Below are 16,923 nucleotides of genomic sequence, written 5' to 3'. Positions count from 1 at the left end.
AATCCGGGCGAACCGGACCGAACCAAACCAGACCGAACCGAACCGGAACGGACGAGGGACCGGGGCGGGCAGGGTGAGGGCGGACAGGGTGGGGCGGACAGGACCGGGGCGGACGGAACCGGAGTCGCCGGAGCAGCCGGAGCCGCCGCTCTCAGGAGGAGACGGCGTGCACGATGAGCGAGGCGAGCTGCTCGTACGCCTCGGCGTCGGTCAGCCCGGTGCGCGCCTTCAGTTCGCCCTGCTGGATCTGGCGCATGGTGGCGGCGGCGACCTCGCCGACGAAGGCGGTGTGCACCTCGCGGAAGGCGCCGTCGGAGACGCCCTCCGCGATCAGCCGGCGCACCCGTTCCGCCGCCATGCGCGTGTTGGCCTCGTACACCTCGCGCGCGGGCGGGAACTCGGCCACGTCGTCGAGGAAACGGCGGGACAGCGGGCGCAGTTGCTCGGCGACGGCCGTCAGGTAGACGCGGACGCGGTCGGAGGGGTCGCCGGTCTGCGCCACCCGCTTCTCCACGGCCTCGGTCGCGCCCCGGAAGTAGTGCTTGACCGCCTCCACGACCAGCCCCTGCTTGCTGCGGGCCAGTTGGTACAGGGTGGTCTTGGAGCAGCGCAGCCGCTCGGCGAGATCGTCCAGGGTGAGGTCGGAGAACCCCTCCGCCGTCAGCAGCGCGACGAGTCGTTCCAGCAGGTCGGCCTGTCGGGCGGTGCGGCGGGGGGACGGCATGGTCCCAGAATATCCGCGCCCCCGCACCCCGGTGCGGGAGACCTCGATGCGGGAGACCCCGGTACACGCGGCCCCGGCGCCCGCACCGCACCGCACCGCGCCGGAGAGCGCCCCCCGGACGCACCGAAGCCGCCTCCTCACGAGTGAGAAAGCGGCTTCCGACCTGCGATGTCGCTGGTCGGGACGACAGGATTTGAACCTGCGACCCCTTGACCCCCAGTCAAGTGCGCTACCAAGCTGCGCCACGTCCCGGTGCGCTTCCCGCGGATTCCCGCGTGATCGCGCGAACAGCACTTTACCCCACACCGGGCGCTGCGCCGAAAGGGGCGCCGGCGCGGGACAATCGCCCCATGGGCAGCACGCGAGAAGGCCAGGACGCGCGGGACCGGGACGAGGAGGGGCGGGCGCGCAGCGCGCGGCCCCGGGACGGGCTGGGACGTCCGCTGCCGTACGGGGCGGCCGGGGTGGAGCGCCAGCCCGAGGGCGTCGTGCGCCGTCCGCGGGAGAGTGTCGCCGAGGCGCAGGCGCTGCTGGACGCCGGGAAGCCGTTCCACGCGCACGAGGTGTTCGAGGACGCCTGGAAGTCGGGTCCGGAGGCGGAGCGCGCGCTGTGGCGGGGGCTGGCCCAGCTCGCGGTCGGTCTCACCCATGCCGCCCGCGGCAACCTGACGGGCGGGCCGCGGCTGCTGCGGCGCGGGGCGGCGTCCGTGGAGGAGTGGGCCGGCGCCTCCGGGCGGTGGGACCCGTACGGGATGGACCTCGCGGGGCTGGCCGGCTGGGCGCGGCGGCTGGCGGGCGAGGTGGAGGAGTCGGGGACGGCGGTGGACGCGCGGGCCGCGGCGCCGCGGCTGCGCTGACACCCGCCACCGTCACCGCCGGTGGCGTACGGCAGACTCGGGGCCGTGCGAACGATTCATGTCATCGGTATCGGCGCGGGCGACCCCGACCAGCTGACCCTCCAGGCGGTCCGGGCGCTGCGCGGCACGGACGTGTTCTTCGTCCTCGACAAGGGGGAGGTGAAGAGCGACCTCACACGGCTGCGCAGGGACATGCTGGACACGCACCTGCCGGAGGGCGGCTACCGGGTCGTGGAGGCCCGCGACCCGGAGCGGGACCGCCGTGCGGGCGGCACCGCGTACTCCCCCGCCGTCGGCGACTGGCGCAGCGCCCGCGCCGGGATCTACGAGCGGCTGATCGCCGAGGAGCTCGGCGAGGACGAGAGCGGCGCGTTCCTGGTGTGGGGCGACCCCGCGCTGTACGACAGCACGCTCGGCATCCTGGAGGAGGTGCTGGCGCGGGGCACGGTGACCTTCACGTACGACGTAATACCCGGCGTCAGCAGTGTCTCGGCGCTCGTCGCCCGCCACCGCACGGGCCTGAACCGGGTGGCCCGCCCGGTGCAGATCACCACCGGGCGGCGGCTCGCCGAGGGGTTCCCGAAGGGGGTGGACGACGTGGTCGTGATGCTCGACGCCCACCAGACCTTCCGCCGGTACGCCGACCAGGACATCGACATCTACTGGGGCGCCTACATCGGCACCCCGGACGAGATCCTGGTCTCCGGCCCGCTCGCCGAGGCCGCCCCCCGCATCGAGCGCCTGCGCGCCGAGGCACGCGAACGCAAGGGCTGGATCATGGACACGTACCTGCTGCGCCGTAACCCCCGGGGCGACTGACCGGGGCGACGGGAGGGCGGGGCCGGCACCGCGTCACGGTGTGCCGAGCCCCAGCCGCTCCAGCACCCCGGCCACGTCCGGCACCGCCGTCACGCCGTCCGGCAGCGGCGGGCGCCGTACGACCACGACGGGCAGGCCCAGCCGACGGGCGGCCGTCAGTTTCGCGGCCGTCGCCGCTCCCCCGCTGTCCTTCGTGACCAGCACGTCGATACGGTGCTCCCGCAGCAGCGCCAGCTCGTCGGTGACGGTGAACGGGCCCCGGGCCAGGACGAGTTCGGTGTCCGGCGGCATCGGCGGCGCGGGCGGCTCCACGGACCGGACGACGAAGTGCGGCCCGGTGAGGTGCGCGAAGGCCGCGAGGCCCAGGCGTCCCGTCGTCAGCAGGACGCGGCCGCCGAGGCCGGGCAGCAGTTCCGCCGCCTCCGCCAGCGAGCCCACGGGGTGCCAGCGGTCGCCGGGGCCGGGCCGCCAGCCCGGCCTGCGCAGCACGACCAGGGGCCGTCCGGCGGCGGTCGCGGCGCGCGCCGCGTTCGCGGTGATGCCGGCGGCGAAGGGGTGGGTGGCGTCGACCACGGCGTCCACACCGTGCTCGGCCAGCCAGGCGGCGAGCCCGTCGGCCCCGCCGAACCCGCCGCTGCGGACGTCCCCGGCGAGCGCCCCGGGCCGGGACACCCGCCCCGCCAGTGACGAGGTCACCCGGACACCGGGGCGGGCCGCGAGGGCGGCGGCCAGTTCGCGGGCCTCGGTGGTGCCGCCGAGGACCAGGACGTGGGCGGACATGGCGTCGAGCGTACGAGGCGGAGGCGGCGGCGGACGCGCGGGGGCCGGTCCCGGACGGCACCGGGCAGCACCGGGCAGCACCGGGCAGCACCGGGATGATCCTTCCGGCGGGCCGCCGGACCCGGCGCTATCGTCCCCGTATGGGAGCTGTGCGTGGCGTGCGGGCCGTCCTGATCGACGTCGACGGGGTCCTCACCGTCTCCTGGAAGCCGCTCCCGGGGGCGGTGGAGGCGCTGCGGGCGGTGCGGGAGGCCGGGCTCGGCGTCGCCCTCGTCACGAACACGACCTCGCGCACCCGGGCCTCGATCGCGGCGACGCTGGCGGACGCCGGGTTCCCGGTGGAGGCCGGGGACGTCCTCACCGCGCCGGCCGCGACCGCCGCCCACCTCGCCGAGCGGTTCCCGGGCGCCCGGTGCGCGTTGCTGAACAGCGGTGACGTCGAGGAGGACCTCGCCGGAGTGAACCTGGTCGGCCTCGACGCGGACGGCGTGGACGTGGTGGTCCTCGGCGGGGCGGGCCCCGCGTTCGGGTACGAGGCACTGGACCGGGTCTTCGGGCATCTCCGGCGGGGCGCCCGGCTGGTGGCGATGCACCGCAACCTGTACTGGCGCACCGACGCGGGACTGCGGCTGGACGCCGGGGCGTTCCTCGCGGGGCTGGAGGCGGCCGCGCGGGTGACGGCCGAGGTGACGGGGAAGCCGTCGCCGGCGTTCTTCGCGGCCGCGCTGGGGCGCCTCGGGGCGGGCGCCGGCGAGGCGCTGATGGTGGGCGACGACGTCGAGTCGGACGTCCTCGCGGCGCAGCGGGCGGGGATCGGCGGGGTGCTGGTCAGGACCGGCAAGTTCCTGCCGGAGGCGCTGGCGGCGGCCGACGGCGCCCCGGACCACGTCGTCGACTCGTTCGCGGACCTGCCCGCGCTGCTGGCCCGGCTGCGGCCGGTGCGGTAGCGGCCGGTGCGGTAGCGGTCGGTCAGCGCAGGAGCAGTTGGAGGCCGCCGACCACGGTCGCCGCGATGACGAGCCGCTCGAACAGCAGCTGGTCGATGCGGTGCACCGCCCACCTGCCGAGCAGCGCTCCGGGGACGACGAACGCGGCCAGCGCCGCGTCCAGCAGCAGCGAACGGCCGTCGATCAGGCCGAGGCCCACGCTGAACGGCACCTTGGAGACGTTGACGATGAGGAAGAAGAAGGCGGAGGTGCCGAGGAAGCCGAGTTTGCGGAAGCCCGCCGACAGCAGGTACATCGACATCACCGGGCCGCCCGCGTTGGCGACCATCGTGGTGAAGCCGCCGAGGACGCCGTAGGAGCGGGCCTTCAGGCGGCCGGCGCGCGTCACCACGGCGTCCGGGTCGTCGGCCGCCTCTGCGGTGCGCCGCCGCCACACCGTGACCCCGGCCATGAACAGCAGGATCGCGCCGATGGAGGTGCGCACGGTCGCGTCGTCGGCCCGCATCAGGAACAGCGTGCCGACGACGACACCGGCGGCCACCGCCGGGAACAGCCGCCACAGCGTGGGCCAGTGGGCGTGGCGCCGGTAGGTGAGGACGGCCAGTACGTCCCCGGCGATCAGGATCGGCAGGAGGACACCGGTGGAGGCGCGGGCGGGCAGCACCGCGGCGAAGATCGCCAGGCTGACCGTGTTGGCCCCGCTGACGGCCGTCTTGGAGAAGCCGACCAGGAGGGCCGCGAGGGCGAGGACGGCGAACTCCCAGCCGGTGATGTGCCACAACGTCATCGTGTTCATGCGGGGACCGATGCTACGCACACCTGATCGGCCGCGGTGAGGAGCCTCCCGCCCGGCGGCCGCGGGGTCACCGGGCCATCGGGCCGCGGGGCCACGAGGCCGCACGGCCGCCGCACGGCCGCCGAGCGGCACGATCGCCGGGTCGCACGGCCACCGTCCCACCAGGCCATCGGACCGTCCGGTCGCCCGGCCATCGGACCGCACGGCCGCCCGGTCGCCGGACCGCATGGCCGCCCGGTCGCCGGGCCGCCCCGTCGTGGTGCGTCAGTGCCGCTCGACCAGCACCGCGCTCCCCTGCCCCACCCCGACGCACATGGTCGCCAGGCCCCGCTCCGCGCCCGTGCGCCGCATCCGGTGCAGCAGGGTGGTGAGGATGCGCGCCCCGGAACAGCCGAGCGGATGGCCGAGGGCGATCGCGCCGCCGCTGGGGTTGACCAGTTCGGGGTCGATGCCGAGCTGGTCCACGCAGGCCAGCGCCTGCGCGGCGAACGCCTCGTTGAACTCGGCCTCCTGGAGGTCGCCGACGCTCCACCCGACGCGGTCCAGCGCCTTGCGGGTCGCGGGGACCGGGCCGATGCCCATCACGTCGGGGTGGACACCGGCGGAGGCACCCGCGACGTAGCGGCCGAGGGACTCCAGGCCCAGCGTGTTCAGGGCCTCCTCGCTGACGAGGAGGAGACCGGCGGCGCCGTCGTTCATCGGGGAGGCGTTGCCCGCGGTGACCGTGCCGCCCGGCCGGAAGACGGGCCGCAGCCGGGCGAGCTTGTCGTAGGAGGTGTCCTCCCGGACGCATTCGTCGGTGTCGACGACGGTGCCGTCCGGGAGCCGGACCGGCAGGATCTCGTCGTCGAAGTGGCCCTTGTCGCGGGCGAGCGCGGCACGCCGGTGGCTGCGGAGCGCGAAGTCGTCCTGGCGCTCGCGGGGGACGCCGTACCGTTCGGCGACCTCCTCGGCGGTCTCGCCCATCGCCAGCAGGCCGTGCAGGTCCTTCATGGCGGGGTTGACCAGGCGCCAGCCGAGCCGGGTGTCGACGGTCTCCACCCGGTGCGGGAGGGCCTCGTCGGGGCGGGCGAGGACGAAGGGCGCGCGGCTCATCGACTCGGAGCCGCCCGCGAGCACGATCTCGGCCTCGCCGGCGGCGATCGTGCGGGCGGCGGCGGTGACCGCCTCCATGCCCGAGGCGCACAGCCGGTTCACCGTGGCGCCGGGGACGGTCTCGGGGAGTCCGGCCAGCAGCGCGGCCATGCGGGCGACGTTGCGGTTGTCCTCGCCGGCCTGGTTGGCGGCACCCCAGTACACGTCGTCGATCCGGGCCGGATCGAGCGCGGGCAGGTCGGCGACCAGGCCGCGGATGACGCCCGCGGCGAGGTCGTCGGGCCGTACGGCGGACAGGGCGCCGCGCAGCTTGCCGATGGGGGTGCGGCGGGCGGCCGCGAAGTGGACGGGACGCACGACTGGGGACTCCTGACCGACGACGACACTGTGGTGCGGCAGATTAGGCAGATTAGGCAGATTAATTAGCGCTGCTAGTTTCGGACTATAGACCGCCGCCGCACCCTGGGGGAAGGCCACCGGGCGGCGACACGGGCCGCCCCGCGGCCCCGCACGCCCGGCGCCGCAGCACCCGCCCGCGGGACCGCCCGCACGGCCCCGCAGCACCGCCCGCGGCCCCGCGGCCCGGCGCGCACCGCCCCGTGGCCCTACGGGCCCGCGTGCACGGTCCCGCCCTCCGGGCCGCCTCCGCCGGGAGGCGCGTTCGCGCCGCCGGGAGCCGCGTTTGCGGCGAATCGCCCTGGGCACCCGCGCCCCCATGGAGTGGTTGCGCAGGGCCGCCTGCAACGGCGAGGACCCCGAGTTGTTCTTCCCCGTGGGCACGTCCGGGCCGGCGCTGCGGGAGACCGCGGACGCCAAACGGGTCTGCGGACGGTGCCCGGTGACCGCCGACTGCCTGGCGTACGCCCTCGACAGCGGCCAGCTGTCCGGCGTGTGGGGCGGCACCGACGAGGCGGAACGCGCCGACCTGCTCCGTACCGCACGGGACGACGTGAGAAGGAGGACCGCCGTATGACCGTCGTCAAGAGCCCGCTGCCCGAACCGGCCCGCCAGGTCACCTACGACGCGTTGCAGGGCACGCTCGTCGACCTGCTGGGCCTCTCCCTGATCGGCAAGCAGGCGCACTGGAACATCGTCGGCCCCCGGTTCCGTTCGATCCACCTCCAGCTCGACGAGGTGGTCACGGCCGCCCGTTCCTTCGCCGACACGGCCGCCGAGCGGGCCGCCGCGATCGGCCTGCCGCCGGACGGCCGCCCGGAGACGATCGCGTCGGCGTTCACGCTGCCGTCCCCGAAGGGCGGCTGGCTGCGCGACGAGGACGTGGTGCGGGTGATCGCGGAGGCGCTGGGCGCGGCCATCGGCCGGCTGCGGGAACGGATCGGGGCGACCGAGAAGGCCGACCCCGTCACCCAGGACCTGCTGATCGGCATCACCGCCGAGCTGGAGAAGCAGCGGTGGATGTTCGAGGCGGAGAACTGGCCGCGCGAGGACTGACCGCCGACCCGGACCCCGGACCCCGGAACTCAGGGACACGACACCGCGGCACGCGCGACGCGGCGGCACGACGGAAGGCACGCCATGACCGACGCCCTCGAACTCGACGCGCTGTGGGAGGACTTCCACCGCGTGGTCAACATGACCTCGCAGGAGCTGGCCGCCTGGCTGCGGGTGCGGGACTCCGGCGAGACCACGGAGGCGCTGCCCGGGGCGGCGGGCACCCCGACCGGCCGGCACGTGCTGGCGATCCTCCAGAAGCGGCGCACCGACCTCACGAAGGACGACCTCCGCGTGATGCGGGAGGTGGTGGAGACGGTCGACGACGAGACCGACGTGGCGGACGAGCCCGCGGCCGAGGACACCGCCCTGCGCCACCGCCTCATGACGATCGGCCACGACCCGCTCAAACCCTGAACGGCCGGGCGCCGCGCCCGGGAGAACCGCGCGGCGTCCGGCTCTCACTCCCACCCGGCCGCGACGCGCCGGGTCGGAGCGGCCGTGGCGGTCGGAGCAGCGAGAGCGGTCGGGGCGGTGAGAGCGGTCAGAGCGGCCGCAGCCCGGTCACCGGCAGGTCGAGAAGCCGGACCAGGGTGCGCAGCACCCCGTTGTCGTTGTTGGAGGGGGCCAGGTGGCGGGCCCGCCGGACGACCTCCGGATGGGCGTTGGCCATGGCGAAGGACCAGTCGGCGGCGTCCAGCATCTCCAGGTCGTTGAGGTAGTCGCCGAACACCACGGTCTGCGCGGGCGTGATGCCCAGCTCGTCCTGGAGCCGGCGCAGGGCGACGCCCTTGTTGGCGGTGCGGTTCATGACGTCGACCCAGTGCTCGCCGGAGACGACGACCTGGTGGGTGTCCGTGAACGGCGCCAGGGCCGGTGCGGTGGTCTCCGTCACCGGACCGAAGTCGAACAGGGCGACCTTGATGATGTCGTCCTCGACGGCGGCGACGTCCTCGACGACCCGGTGGCGCAGGTAGTACCGGCCGACCTCCGTGAGGAAGGCCCCGTCGGCCCGCTCGACGTACGCGGACCGCTTCCCGCAGACGACGGCCCCGACGTCCGCGCCGCCCGCCGCGAGCCGCCGCACGGTCTCGACGACGCGGACGACCACGGCGGGGTCCAGCGGGTCGGAGCTGAGCTCCTCGCCGTCGCGGACGACGTAGGTGCCGTTCTCCGCTATGAAGACCATCCCGTCGGCCACCTCGGCGAACTCCCGCGCCAGCGTCGCGTACTGCCGACCGCTGGCGGGGCTGAACAGCACGCCGCGCTCCCGCAGCAGCGCGAGGACCTCCCGGAGCCCGTCGGGCGTCCGCTTGTCGTCGTCGAGCAGCGTGCCGTCCATGTCGGTGACGACGAGACGGATGTCGGCGCCGCCGGCCGCCGGCGCGGGTGCGGTCGACCGGGGGGCGTGGGAGTAGGGCATGTCCTGCTTCCTGTACGGGGGTGACCGGATTGTCACCCTACCGGGGGCCCCGGGCCGCCCGCGGCCCCCGGGCGCGCCCGGTCCCGGGACGCAGGTGATCACCCGGCGGCACCACGGCGGACGACGGGGGCGTGGTGCCGCGGTACGGCGCGGCGGCCGTGAAACCCTGACCGGCACCGCCCGTGCGCGCCGACGCGATCCTGGAGGCCGACATGACCACCCTCACCGATCCCCTCCCCGGCGGCCGCCCCGGCGACGTCGAACGGGCCAGGGCGCTCAGCGGTGAACTGGCGGGCCGGGGTGTGCACGGCATCGTCCTGGCCTACGTCGACACCGCGGGCGTCGGCCGGGTGAAGACGGTCCCGACCGCGGGACTGGCCTCCGCGGCGGCCTGGGGCGTGGGGATGTCGCCGGTGTTCGACACCTTCCTCGCCGACGACCGCAGCGTCACCACCGACGTCCTCGGCTCCCCCGACGGCGACCTGCGCCTCTACCCGGACCTGGACCGGCTGGTGGTGCTGGCCGCACAGCCCGGCTGGGCGTGGGCGCCGGTCGACCGCATCACCCAGGACGGCGAGCCGCACCCGGGCTGCTCCCGCACCTTCCTGCGCCGCACCGTCGCCGGGGCGGCCCGCGCGCACGGTCTCGCCTTCAAGGCCGGCATCGAGATCGAGTGGTCGGTGGGCCTGGACTCGGCGCCGCCCGGCGAGTTCGTCCCCGCCGCCCCCGGGCCGGCGTACGGCGCGATCCGGCAGGTGGAGCTGAGCGACTGCGCCGCCGAGCTGCTGGCGGCGTGCGCGGCCCAGGGCGTGGACGTCGACCAGGTCCATCCCGAGTACGGGCCGGGCCAGTTCGAGATCTCGGTGGCCGCCCTGGACCCGGTGGCGGCGGCCGACCGCAGCGTGCTGGTGCGCCAGACGATCCGCGCGGTGGCCCGCCGGCACGGTCTGCGGGTCTCCTTCTCCCCCGCCGTGCTGGCGCGGGGCGTCGGCAACGGCGGCCACGTCCACCTCTCCGCCTGGCGCGACGGCACCAACCTGCACGGCGGCGGCAGCCGCCGGTACGGCATGACGGCCGACGCGGAGGCCTTCGCGGCCGGTGTCCTCGCCCACCTCCCGGCGCTCACGGCGGTGACCGCGCCGAGCCCCGCCAGCCGGCTGCGGCTGCGGCCCTCCCAGTGGGCGGGCGTGTTCACCGCCTGGGGCCTGGAGACCCGCGAGGCGGCGATCCGGCTGGTGCGGGGCACCGCGGGCCGGCGTGCCGAGCTGGCGAACCTGGAGGTGAAGCCGGTCGACCTGGCCGCCAACCCCTATCTCGCCCTCGGCTGCCTCATCGCCGCGGGCCTGGACGGCGTCGCCTCGGGCGCGGTCCTGCCCGAGGAGACCACCGGCGATCCGGCCCGGCTGCCCCCGGAGGAGGCCTCGGCGCGGGGCGTGCGCCGGCTGCCGGCCACGCTGGACGAGGCGGTCGCGGAGTTCCGCGCGGACGGGGTGCTGCGGGCCGCGCTGGGCCCGGTCCTCGCCGACGCGGTGACCGCCGTACGGCAGGGCGAGATCGAGGGCGTGGCCGGGCTGGACGACGAGCGGGTGGCGGCTGCCTACCGCTGGGTGTACTGACGTGGGCGGCGGACCGGTCCACGAGGCCCTCGCCCGGCTGGAGCTGGTCGACCACCACTGCCACGGCGTGGCCACCGCCCCGCTGGACCGGCCGGGCTTCGAGGCGCTGCTCACGGAGGGCGGACGCTGGCCGGGCAGTTCCCCGTTCGACACCCCGGCGGGCGTGGCCGTACGGCGCCACTGCGCGCCCCTGCTGGACCTGGAGCGGCACGCCCCGGCCGACGCCTACCTGGAGCGGCGGGCCGAGCTGGGGCCGCGGGAGGTGAACCGGCGGTTCCTGACGGCCGCCCGCACCGGCGTGTTCTGCGTGGACACCGGTCTCCCGCCGGACGGCCTCACCGCACCGGCCGAACTCGCCGACGCGGCGGGCGGGACGGCCCGCGAGGTCGTCCGGCTGGAGACGGTCGCCGAGGCCGTGGCCGCGCGGGGCGTCGAGGCGGACGGGTACGGCGACGCGTTCCGGGCGGCCGCGCGGGAGGCGGTGCGCGCGCCCGGCGTGGTGGCGGTGAAGTCGGTGGCCGCGTACCGCACCGGCTTCGACCTCGACCCGGCCCGGCCCGCGGACGCGGAGGTGACCCGCGCGGCGCGGCGCTGGCTGGCGCGCGGCGGACGCCTGGCGGAGCCCGTGCTGGTGCGGCACCTGCTGTGGACCGCCGTCGACCTGGGACTGCCGCTCCAGCTGCACACCGGCTTCGGCGACGGCGACATCCGCCTGCACCGGGCGGATCCGGCCCGGTTGACGGACTGGCTGCGCCTGATCGCGGGCACGATCCCCGTGCTGCTCCTGCACTGCTGGCCCTACCAGCGGCAGGCCGCCTACCTGGCCGCGGTGTTCGAGCAGGTGTACCTGGACGTGGGGCTCACCCTGCACCACGTCGGCCCGGTGCGCGCGCGGGCGGTCCTGGAGGAGGCGTTGGAGATCACCCCGTTCCACAAGCTGCTGTACAGCTCCGACGCCTACGGCGTGGCCGAGTTCTACGGGCTCGGCGCGCTGGCGTTCCGCCGGGGACTGGGGGATCTGCTCCAGGACCGGGTGGACGCCGACGAACTGGACCTGCCCGACGCGCTGCGCCTGGCACGGTGGGCCGGGGCGGACAACGCCCACCGGGTCTACCGGCTTCCCGACGGACTGAAAGTATGATCAAGCAATGTCAGACTTGACCGATACCACGCCCGGCTGGCTGAGCCAGGACGAACTCGAACTCGCCCGCTCCCGCATGCCGATCCTGTACGTCGAGGCCGTGCCCGTGCGCGTCGACGACAGCGGCGAAGTCACCAGGATCGGCCTGCTGCTGCGGATAGGACCGGACGGCAACGTCAGCCGGACCCTGGTCTCGGGCCGGGTCCTGCACCACGAACGGGTCCGCGACGCCCTGCTGCGACACCTGGAGAAGGACCTCGGCCCCATGGCGCTGCCCCGCGTCCCGGCGTCCCTGCAGCCCTTCACGGTCGCGGAGTACTTCCCCACGCAGGGCGTCACGCCGTACCACGACCCGCGTCAGCACGCGGTGTCGCTGGCGTACATCGTGCCGGTGACCGGTGACTGCCGGCCCCGGCAGGACGCCCTGGACCTGGTGTGGTTCGACCCGCAGGAGGCGGTCTCGCCCGCGGTGCAGAGCGAGATGCCGGGCGGGCACGGCTTCCTGCTGCGGCAGGCGCTGGCCCACGTCGGCCAGTCGGCGTCCTGACCGGCGTGGGACCGCGTCCCGCCCTGCCCGCCCCGCGCGTGGTGTCGGTCGGCGCGGCCGCGCGCCGGCCGTGCACCCTGGTGGTCTGCCGGGGCTGCTGCTGCGGTGACGCCCGCAAGAACCCCGGCTACGACCACGCCTGGCAGCTGGAGCGCCTGCGCGCGGCGGCGGCCGCGTCGGCGGGCGCCTTCGCGGTCCGCACGACGGACTGTCTGGGTCCCTGCGACCGGGCCAACGTGATCGTCGTCCAGCCGTCCGGCGCGGGCCGCCGGGCGGGCGGCCGGGCCACCTGGATCGGTTTCGCGACGGACGACGACTGCACCGAGGAGATCCTGGCCTGGGCGGCGGCGGGCGGCCCGGGTGTCGCCGGGCCCCCGGCGGCCCTGGAGCTCCAGTTCATCAGCCCGCCCCGCCCGGCCCCCACCCGCGGCCGCGCCCGCGGGTGACGGGGCGGCCGGCGGTTCGCCGACGGTCCGCGGCCGCCGGCGGCCGCGGACACGGCGAAGGCCGCCTTCCCCGTACGGAGAAGACGGCCTCGGCCCCACGACTTCGCAAAGTCGGGACGACAGGATTTGAACCTGCGACCCCTTGACCCCCAGTCAAGTGCGCTACCAAGCTGCGCCACGTCCCGTTGCCCGTCTGACCTGGGGTTTCGCCCGGCCGGACGTGCAGGGAAACAATACCGCACTCGGGTCGGTGATCGCGCACGCGTTTACCGGGGTCGCGCTCGTCGACGCTTCTCAGGCCTCTCCCGGCACCCCCAGTCCCGGGTGTGCCTCCAGCAGGCGCGTCGGGGCGGCCTGGCGCCAGGAGTCGGCGAGGATGTCCCGCAGTTCGGCCTCGTCCTCCAGGGCGGCCAGCCGGACCCGGATCCAGGCGAACTGGGCCTCGTGGTCGGCGATCCAGAACTTCCCCGGCTCGGCGAGGGCCAGTTCGTCGCGCTCCTCCTTGGGGCAGCGCACGGCGAGGGAGGTCTCGTCCTCGGGGAGGGTGGCGAACATCTTTCCCGCGACCCGGAACGTGGGCATGTTCCAGGCGGTCTTCTCGGCCGTGTCCGGCAGGGACAGGGCGACACGGCGTACGTCTTCGGCGTCCGGCATGTTGCGCAGGCTAGCGGCAGGCACCGACAGTCGCGCCGGGGTGGGGTGTTGGCAGTGCAGGGTGGCCTGCCGCAGGGCCCCGGACGGGTCGGCCGCGTGGTCGGGGACGACCCCCGCCCTGCTCCGTCCCCCGGTGCGGTAGGGGTGTGCGGCGGGGCTGCCGGTCCCGGTGTCCCGCTCCGCCTCTTCCGGGGCGGCCTGTCCCCTGTCCGGGACGCTGTCCCGGACAGGGGAGGCTCAGCCGGGGGTGACCTCCGTCAGTGCCTCCAGCACGGGGCGGAACAGCGGATGCTCCTCGGCGCCCCGGCGTACGGCCGCGAAGACGCGGCGGGTCGGGGCCGCCCCGTCGACCGGGCGGACGACCACGCCGGTCAGGTCCATGCCGCGCAGGGCCGAGCGCGGGACCAGCGCCACGCCCGCGTCCGCGGAGGCCAGCGCCACGACCGCGCGGAAGTCGTCCGAGGAGTGCTCCAGGCGGGGCTGGAAACCGGCGTGCTCGCAGGCCAGCACGACCACGTCGTGGCACGGGTTGCCCGGGTAGGGGCCGATCCAGGGGTCCTTGGCCAGCTCGGCGAGCGGCACCTCGGCGTCCTCGGCGAGGCGGTGGGTGACCGGTACGACCGCGTCGAAGGGCTCGGCGTAGAGCGGGACGTGCGCGAGGCGCGGGTCGTCGGCGGCGGGCGCGCCCCGGTACTCGACGGCCACGGCGATGTCGACCTGCCGGTCGAGGACCATCGGCAGGCTGGCGTCGCCCTCGGCGTCCTGGACGCGGATCCTGATCCCCGGGTGGGTGCCGGCGAGCCGGGCCACGGCGGGCGCGACGACCAGGGCGATGCCGGTGGCGAAGGCGGCCACGGTGACCGTGCCGGCCGCGCCCGAGCGGTAGGCGGCCAGTTCCGCCTCCGCCCGCTCCAGCTGGGCGAGGACCGCGTGGGCGTGGGCGAGGAGGATCTCACCGGCCGGGGTGAGCCGTACGCCGCGGGCGCCGCGTTCCACCAGGCGGTGGCCGGTCTCCTGTTCCAGGGCGGTGAGCTGCTGGGAGACGGCGGACGGGGTGAGGTAGAGCGCGGCGGCAGCCGCCGTCACGGTGCGGTGGTCGGCCACCGCACGCAGGATGTGGAGCCGCCGCGCCTCGATCATGGAGCGATTATCGCAAGGTGCCGGGGGCGGCGGGTCAGGCCTCCAGTTCCGCCCGCGCCGCCACGAAGGCGTCCACGGCGCGGTCGACGTCGGCCGTGGAGTGCGCGGCGGAGAGCTGGACCCGGATGCGGGCCTGCCCCTGCGGGACGACCGGGTAGGAGAAGCCGATCACGTACACCCCGCGCTCCAGCAGCAGTTCGGCCATCCGGCCCGCCCGCGCCGCGTCGCCGATCATCACGGGCGCGATGGCGTGGTCGCCGGGGAGGACGTCGAAGCCCTCGTCGGTCATGCGGCGGCGGAACAGGGCCGTGTTCTCGGCGAGCCGGACGCGCAGGTCGTCGGCCGACTCCAGCAGGTCGAGGACCTTGAGGGAGGCGGCGGCGATGACCGGGGCGAGGGTGTTGGAGAACAGGTAGGGGCGGGAGCGCTGGCGCAGCAGGGCGACGATCTCGGCGCGGGCCGCGACGTAGCCGCCGGAGGCGCCGCCGAGGGCCTTGCCGAGGGTGCCGGTGACGATGTCGACGCGGTCCATGACGCCGTGCAGTTCGGGGGTGCCGCGGCCGCCGGGGCCGACGAAGCCGACGGCGTGGGAGTCGTCGACCATGACCATCGCGTCGTGGCGGTCGGCGAGGTCGCAGATCTCGGCGAGGGGGGCGACGTAGCCGTCCATGGAGAAGACGCCGTCGGTGACGATCAGCCGGCGGCGGGCGCCCCCTTCGGCGGCCTCCTTCAACTGCCGTTCCAGGTCGGCCATGTCGCGGTTGGCGTAGCGGAAGCGGCGGGCCTTGGAGAGCCGGATGCCGTCGATGATGGAGGCGTGGTTCAGGGCGTCGGAGATCACCGCGTCCTCGGGGCCGAGCAGCGTCTCGAAGACGCCGCCGTTGGCGTCGAAGCAGGAGGAGTACAGGATCGTGTCCTCCTGGCCGAGGAACGCGGACAGCCGTGCCTCCAGCTCCTTGTGGACCTCCTGGGTGCCGCAGATGAACCGCACGGACGCCATGCCGTAGCCCCAGCGGTCCAGGGCCTCGTGGGCGGCGGCGACCACCTCGGGGTGGTCGGCGAGGCCGAGGTAGTTGTTGGCGCAGAAGTTGAGGACCTCGCCGGGCCGGCCGCCGGCGGTGACGGCGACGGTGGCGGACTGCGGGGTGCCGATGACCCGCTCGGGCTTGTGCAGGCCGGCGGCGCGGATCTCGTCGAGGGTGGCGCGCAGGTCGTCGCGCACGGAGTCGAACATCTCAGAAGCTCCTAGGAAAGCGGATGGCTTACGCGGTCCAGTCGAGGATGACCTTGCCGCCCCTGCCGCTCGCGGCGTCGGCGAACGCCGCCTCGAAGTCGCGGTGGGAGTAGCGGCCGGTGATCACCGGGGCGAGGTCGAGGCCGCCCTCCAGCAGCACGGACATCGCGTACCAGGTCTCGAACATCTCGCGGCCGTAGATGCCCTTGATGGTGATCATCGAGGTGACGATCCGGGCCCAGTCGACCGGGAACTCCTCGGTGGGCAGGCCCAGCACGGCGATCCGGCCGCCGTGCGTCATGTTGGCGATCATGTCGCGCATCGCCTCGGGGCGGCCGGACATCTCCAGCCCGACGTCGAAGCCCTCGCGCAGGCCCAGTTCGCGCTGTCCGTCGGCGATGGTCGCGTCCGAGACGTTCAGGGCGAGGCTCGCGCCGATCTTGCGGGCGAGTTCCAGGCGCTCCTCGCTGACGTCGGTGACGACGACGTTGCGGGCACCGGCGTGCCGGGCGACGGCGGCGGCCATCAGGCCGATCGGGCCGGCCCCGGTGATCAGCACGTCCTCGCCGACCAGCGGGAAGGACAGAGCGGTGTGGACGGCGTTGCCGAACGGGTCGAAGATCGCCGCCACGTCGAGGTCGACGGGGACGCGGTGCACCCAGACGTTGGCGGCGGGCAGCGCCACGTACTCGGCGAACGCGCCGTCGCGGCCGACGCCGAGTCCGACGGTGGCCCGGCACAGGTGGCGGCGCCCGGCGAGGCAGTTGCGGCACCGGCCGCAGACGAGGTGCCCCTCGCCGCTCACCCGGTCGCCGGCCTTGATGTCAGCAACGTCCCGCCCGGTCTCGACGACCTCGCCGACGAACTCGTGCCCGAGGACGAGCGGGGTGCGGATCGTCTGCCGGGCCCAGCCGTCCCAGGACCGGATGTGCAGATCGGTGCCGCAGATGCCGGTGCGCAGCACCTTGATCAGTACGTCACCGGGTCCGACGGCGGGCTCCGGCACGTCCACGAGCCACAGACCCGGCTCCGCCTTCTCCTTGACCAGCGCCTTCAACGGTACGGCTCCTGACGATCGGGCCCCCCGCGCCGGGCATGCCGAAGGGCGCCCGCGGCGGGGGAAGGGGTGGAATCCGGTAGCAATCTGCCGCACGGCGGCGGCGCGGTCCATCGAGACTTTCTTAACCGGAGCCACAGCTCCGCTTCACACCCCGGCCCCCGTGTCACCCTTGAGGGGGAACCGACCGAGGGG

Annotated in this window: 19 protein-coding genes and 2 tRNA genes; 10 read left to right on the top strand and 11 right to left on the bottom strand. The window is 75.0% G+C overall.

The genetic code is table 11. The features are described from left to right. Nucleotides 1-151 precede the first annotated feature (151 nt). On the bottom strand, nt 152-724 hold the full coding sequence (locus tag ACF09K_RS25385; RefSeq protein WP_356566548.1) for a TetR/AcrR family transcriptional regulator: 573 nt from the start codon (nt 722-724) through the stop codon (nt 152-154). A 175-nt stretch (nt 725-899) separates the two neighbouring features. Then, nucleotides 900-976 (bottom strand) — tRNA-Pro (locus ACF09K_RS25380). Nucleotides 977-1,074: 98 nt separating this feature from the next. Here ACF09K_RS25380 and ACF09K_RS25375 point away from each other — a divergent pair. Both ACF09K_RS25375 and cobF read left to right on the top strand, forming a co-directional pair. After that, the gene (locus ACF09K_RS25375; RefSeq protein WP_392246980.1) at nt 1,075-1,581 is read left to right on the top strand and encodes a DUF309 domain-containing protein; all 507 of its coding nucleotides are present in this window, start codon (nt 1,075-1,077) and stop codon (nt 1,579-1,581) included. A 45-nt stretch (nt 1,582-1,626) separates the two neighbouring features. Then, nucleotides 1,627-2,400, top strand: a complete 774-nt coding sequence (gene cobF, locus ACF09K_RS25370) for a precorrin-6A synthase (deacetylating) (RefSeq protein ID WP_392246978.1) — start codon at nt 1,627-1,629, stop codon at nt 2,398-2,400. A 33-nt stretch (nt 2,401-2,433) separates the two neighbouring features. On the opposite strand, the gene ACF09K_RS25365 is transcribed toward cobF, so the two are convergent. Further along, nucleotides 2,434-3,180 carry a cobalt-precorrin-6A reductase gene (locus tag ACF09K_RS25365; RefSeq protein WP_392246976.1) on the bottom strand — a complete coding sequence of 249 codons (747 nt, stop codon included), beginning with the start codon at nt 3,178-3,180 and terminating at the stop codon, nt 2,434-2,436. On the opposite strand from ACF09K_RS25365, the gene ACF09K_RS25360 reads away from it, so the two are divergent. Then, on the top strand, nt 3,084-4,127 hold the full coding sequence (locus tag ACF09K_RS25360) for an HAD-IIA family hydrolase (protein ID WP_392246974.1): 1,044 nt from the start codon (nt 3,084-3,086) through the stop codon (nt 4,125-4,127). The genes ACF09K_RS25365 and ACF09K_RS25360 overlap by 97 nt on opposite strands. Nucleotides 4,128-4,149: 22 nt before the next feature. On the opposite strand, the gene ACF09K_RS25355 is transcribed toward ACF09K_RS25360, so the two are convergent. Both ACF09K_RS25355 and ACF09K_RS25350 read right to left on the bottom strand, forming a co-directional pair. Then, nucleotides 4,150-4,923, bottom strand: a complete 774-nt coding sequence (locus ACF09K_RS25355) for a sulfite exporter TauE/SafE family protein (protein WP_392246973.1) — start codon at nt 4,921-4,923, stop codon at nt 4,150-4,152. 264 nt (nt 4,924-5,187) lie between these two features. Beyond that, nucleotides 5,188-6,375, bottom strand: coding sequence for a thiolase family protein (locus ACF09K_RS25350; RefSeq protein ID WP_392246972.1), 1,188 nt, complete (start codon nt 6,373-6,375; stop codon nt 5,188-5,190). 325 nt (nt 6,376-6,700) lie between these two features. Between ACF09K_RS25350 and ACF09K_RS25345 the strand changes: the two genes are divergently transcribed. From ACF09K_RS25345 to ACF09K_RS25335, 3 genes are all read left to right on the top strand, one after another. Then, the gene (locus ACF09K_RS25345; protein ID WP_392246970.1) at nt 6,701-6,991 is read left to right on the top strand and encodes a WhiB family transcriptional regulator; all 291 of its coding nucleotides are present in this window, start codon (nt 6,701-6,703) and stop codon (nt 6,989-6,991) included. Further along, nucleotides 6,988-7,470 (top strand): Dps family protein, encoded by a 483-nt coding sequence (locus ACF09K_RS25340; RefSeq protein ID WP_392246968.1) that lies wholly within the window; start codon nt 6,988-6,990, stop codon nt 7,468-7,470. Before ACF09K_RS25345 ends, ACF09K_RS25340 begins: the two co-directional genes overlap by 4 nt. A gap of 84 nt (nt 7,471-7,554) precedes the next feature. Continuing rightward, nucleotides 7,555-7,887, top strand: coding sequence for a DUF3140 domain-containing protein (locus ACF09K_RS25335; RefSeq protein ID WP_392246966.1), 333 nt, complete (start codon nt 7,555-7,557; stop codon nt 7,885-7,887). Nucleotides 7,888-8,014: 127 nt separating this feature from the next. On the opposite strand, the gene ACF09K_RS25330 is transcribed toward ACF09K_RS25335, so the two are convergent. Next, complete coding sequence (locus tag ACF09K_RS25330) at nt 8,015-8,893, bottom strand: Cof-type HAD-IIB family hydrolase (RefSeq protein ID WP_392246964.1); 879 nt, start codon at nt 8,891-8,893, stop codon at nt 8,015-8,017. A 212-nt stretch (nt 8,894-9,105) separates the two neighbouring features. On the opposite strand from ACF09K_RS25330, the gene ACF09K_RS25325 reads away from it, so the two are divergent. Genes ACF09K_RS25325 through ACF09K_RS25310 form a run of 4 tightly spaced genes read left to right on the top strand, consistent with a single transcriptional unit; the run spans nt 9,106 to nt 12,643 of the window. Beyond that, nucleotides 9,106-10,509, top strand: coding sequence for a glutamine synthetase (locus ACF09K_RS25325; RefSeq protein ID WP_392246963.1), 1,404 nt, complete (start codon nt 9,106-9,108; stop codon nt 10,507-10,509). A 1-nt stretch (nt 10,510) separates the two neighbouring features. Then, the gene (locus ACF09K_RS25320; RefSeq protein WP_392246961.1) at nt 10,511-11,650 is read left to right on the top strand and encodes an amidohydrolase family protein; all 1,140 of its coding nucleotides are present in this window, start codon (nt 10,511-10,513) and stop codon (nt 11,648-11,650) included. A gap of 7 nt (nt 11,651-11,657) precedes the next feature. Then, nucleotides 11,658-12,197 (top strand): NUDIX hydrolase family protein, encoded by a 540-nt coding sequence (locus ACF09K_RS25315; protein WP_392246960.1) that lies wholly within the window; start codon nt 11,658-11,660, stop codon nt 12,195-12,197. Nucleotides 12,198-12,202: 5 nt separating this feature from the next. Further along, the gene (locus ACF09K_RS25310) at nt 12,203-12,643 is read left to right on the top strand and encodes a (2Fe-2S) ferredoxin domain-containing protein (protein WP_392246959.1); all 441 of its coding nucleotides are present in this window, start codon (nt 12,203-12,205) and stop codon (nt 12,641-12,643) included. Between the two features lie 111 nt (nt 12,644-12,754). On the opposite strand, the gene ACF09K_RS25305 is transcribed toward ACF09K_RS25310, so the two are convergent. The 5 genes from ACF09K_RS25305 to tdh all read right to left on the bottom strand — a co-directional run bounded on the left by ACF09K_RS25305 (nt 12,755) and on the right by tdh (nt 16,728). Further along, a tRNA-Pro gene (locus tag ACF09K_RS25305) sits at nt 12,755-12,828 on the bottom strand. 109 nt (nt 12,829-12,937) lie between these two features. Then, nucleotides 12,938-13,297 (bottom strand): MmcQ/YjbR family DNA-binding protein, encoded by a 360-nt coding sequence (locus tag ACF09K_RS25300; protein WP_392246957.1) that lies wholly within the window; start codon nt 13,295-13,297, stop codon nt 12,938-12,940. A 237-nt stretch (nt 13,298-13,534) separates the two neighbouring features. Continuing rightward, nucleotides 13,535-14,437, bottom strand: a complete 903-nt coding sequence (locus tag ACF09K_RS25295) for a LysR family transcriptional regulator (protein WP_392246954.1) — start codon at nt 14,435-14,437, stop codon at nt 13,535-13,537. 34 nt (nt 14,438-14,471) lie between these two features. Then, entirely contained in the window at nt 14,472-15,671 is a 1,200-nt protein-coding gene (locus ACF09K_RS25290; RefSeq protein ID WP_392246952.1) for a glycine C-acetyltransferase, read from the bottom strand. A gap of 28 nt (nt 15,672-15,699) precedes the next feature. Continuing rightward, the gene (gene tdh, locus ACF09K_RS25285) at nt 15,700-16,728 is read right to left on the bottom strand and encodes an L-threonine 3-dehydrogenase (protein WP_392246950.1); all 1,029 of its coding nucleotides are present in this window, start codon (nt 16,726-16,728) and stop codon (nt 15,700-15,702) included. Between the last annotated feature and the right edge of the window lie 195 nt (nt 16,729-16,923).

The organism is Streptomyces sp. NPDC014882 (genome assembly GCF_043081325.1).
Lineage (GTDB): Bacteria > Actinomycetota > Actinomycetes > Streptomycetales > Streptomycetaceae > Streptomyces.
The sequence above is the reverse complement of the archived record's forward strand: the minus strand, read 5'-3'. Positions and strand labels throughout refer to the sequence as shown.

Bases quoted from the DNA above. Each gene is read 5' to 3' on its own strand.
- ACF09K_RS25385 (WP_356566548.1), bottom strand. From the start codon at position 724: ATGCCGTCCCCCCGCCGCACCGCCCGACAGGCCGACCTGCTGGAACGA.
- ACF09K_RS25375 (WP_392246980.1), top strand. From the start codon at position 1,075: ATGGGCAGCACGCGAGAAGGCCAGGACGCGCGGGACCGGGACGAGGAG.
- ACF09K_RS25365 (WP_392246976.1), bottom strand. From the start codon at position 3,180: ATGTCCGCCCACGTCCTGGTCCTCGGCGGCACCACCGAGGCCCGCGAA.
- ACF09K_RS25355 (WP_392246973.1), bottom strand. From the start codon at position 4,923: ATGAACACGATGACGTTGTGGCACATCACCGGCTGGGAGTTCGCCGTC.
- ACF09K_RS25340 (WP_392246968.1), top strand. From the start codon at position 6,988: ATGACCGTCGTCAAGAGCCCGCTGCCCGAACCGGCCCGCCAGGTCACC.
- ACF09K_RS25335 (WP_392246966.1), top strand. From the start codon at position 7,555: ATGACCGACGCCCTCGAACTCGACGCGCTGTGGGAGGACTTCCACCGC.
- ACF09K_RS25330 (WP_392246964.1), bottom strand. From the start codon at position 8,893: ATGCCCTACTCCCACGCCCCCCGGTCGACCGCACCCGCGCCGGCGGCC.
- ACF09K_RS25325 (WP_392246963.1), top strand. From the start codon at position 9,106: ATGACCACCCTCACCGATCCCCTCCCCGGCGGCCGCCCCGGCGACGTC.
- ACF09K_RS25315 (WP_392246960.1), top strand. From the start codon at position 11,658: ATGTCAGACTTGACCGATACCACGCCCGGCTGGCTGAGCCAGGACGAA.
- ACF09K_RS25300 (WP_392246957.1), bottom strand. From the start codon at position 13,297: ATGCCGGACGCCGAAGACGTACGCCGTGTCGCCCTGTCCCTGCCGGAC.
- ACF09K_RS25295 (WP_392246954.1), bottom strand. From the start codon at position 14,437: ATGATCGAGGCGCGGCGGCTCCACATCCTGCGTGCGGTGGCCGACCAC.
- ACF09K_RS25290 (WP_392246952.1), bottom strand. From the start codon at position 15,671: ATGTTCGACTCCGTGCGCGACGACCTGCGCGCCACCCTCGACGAGATC.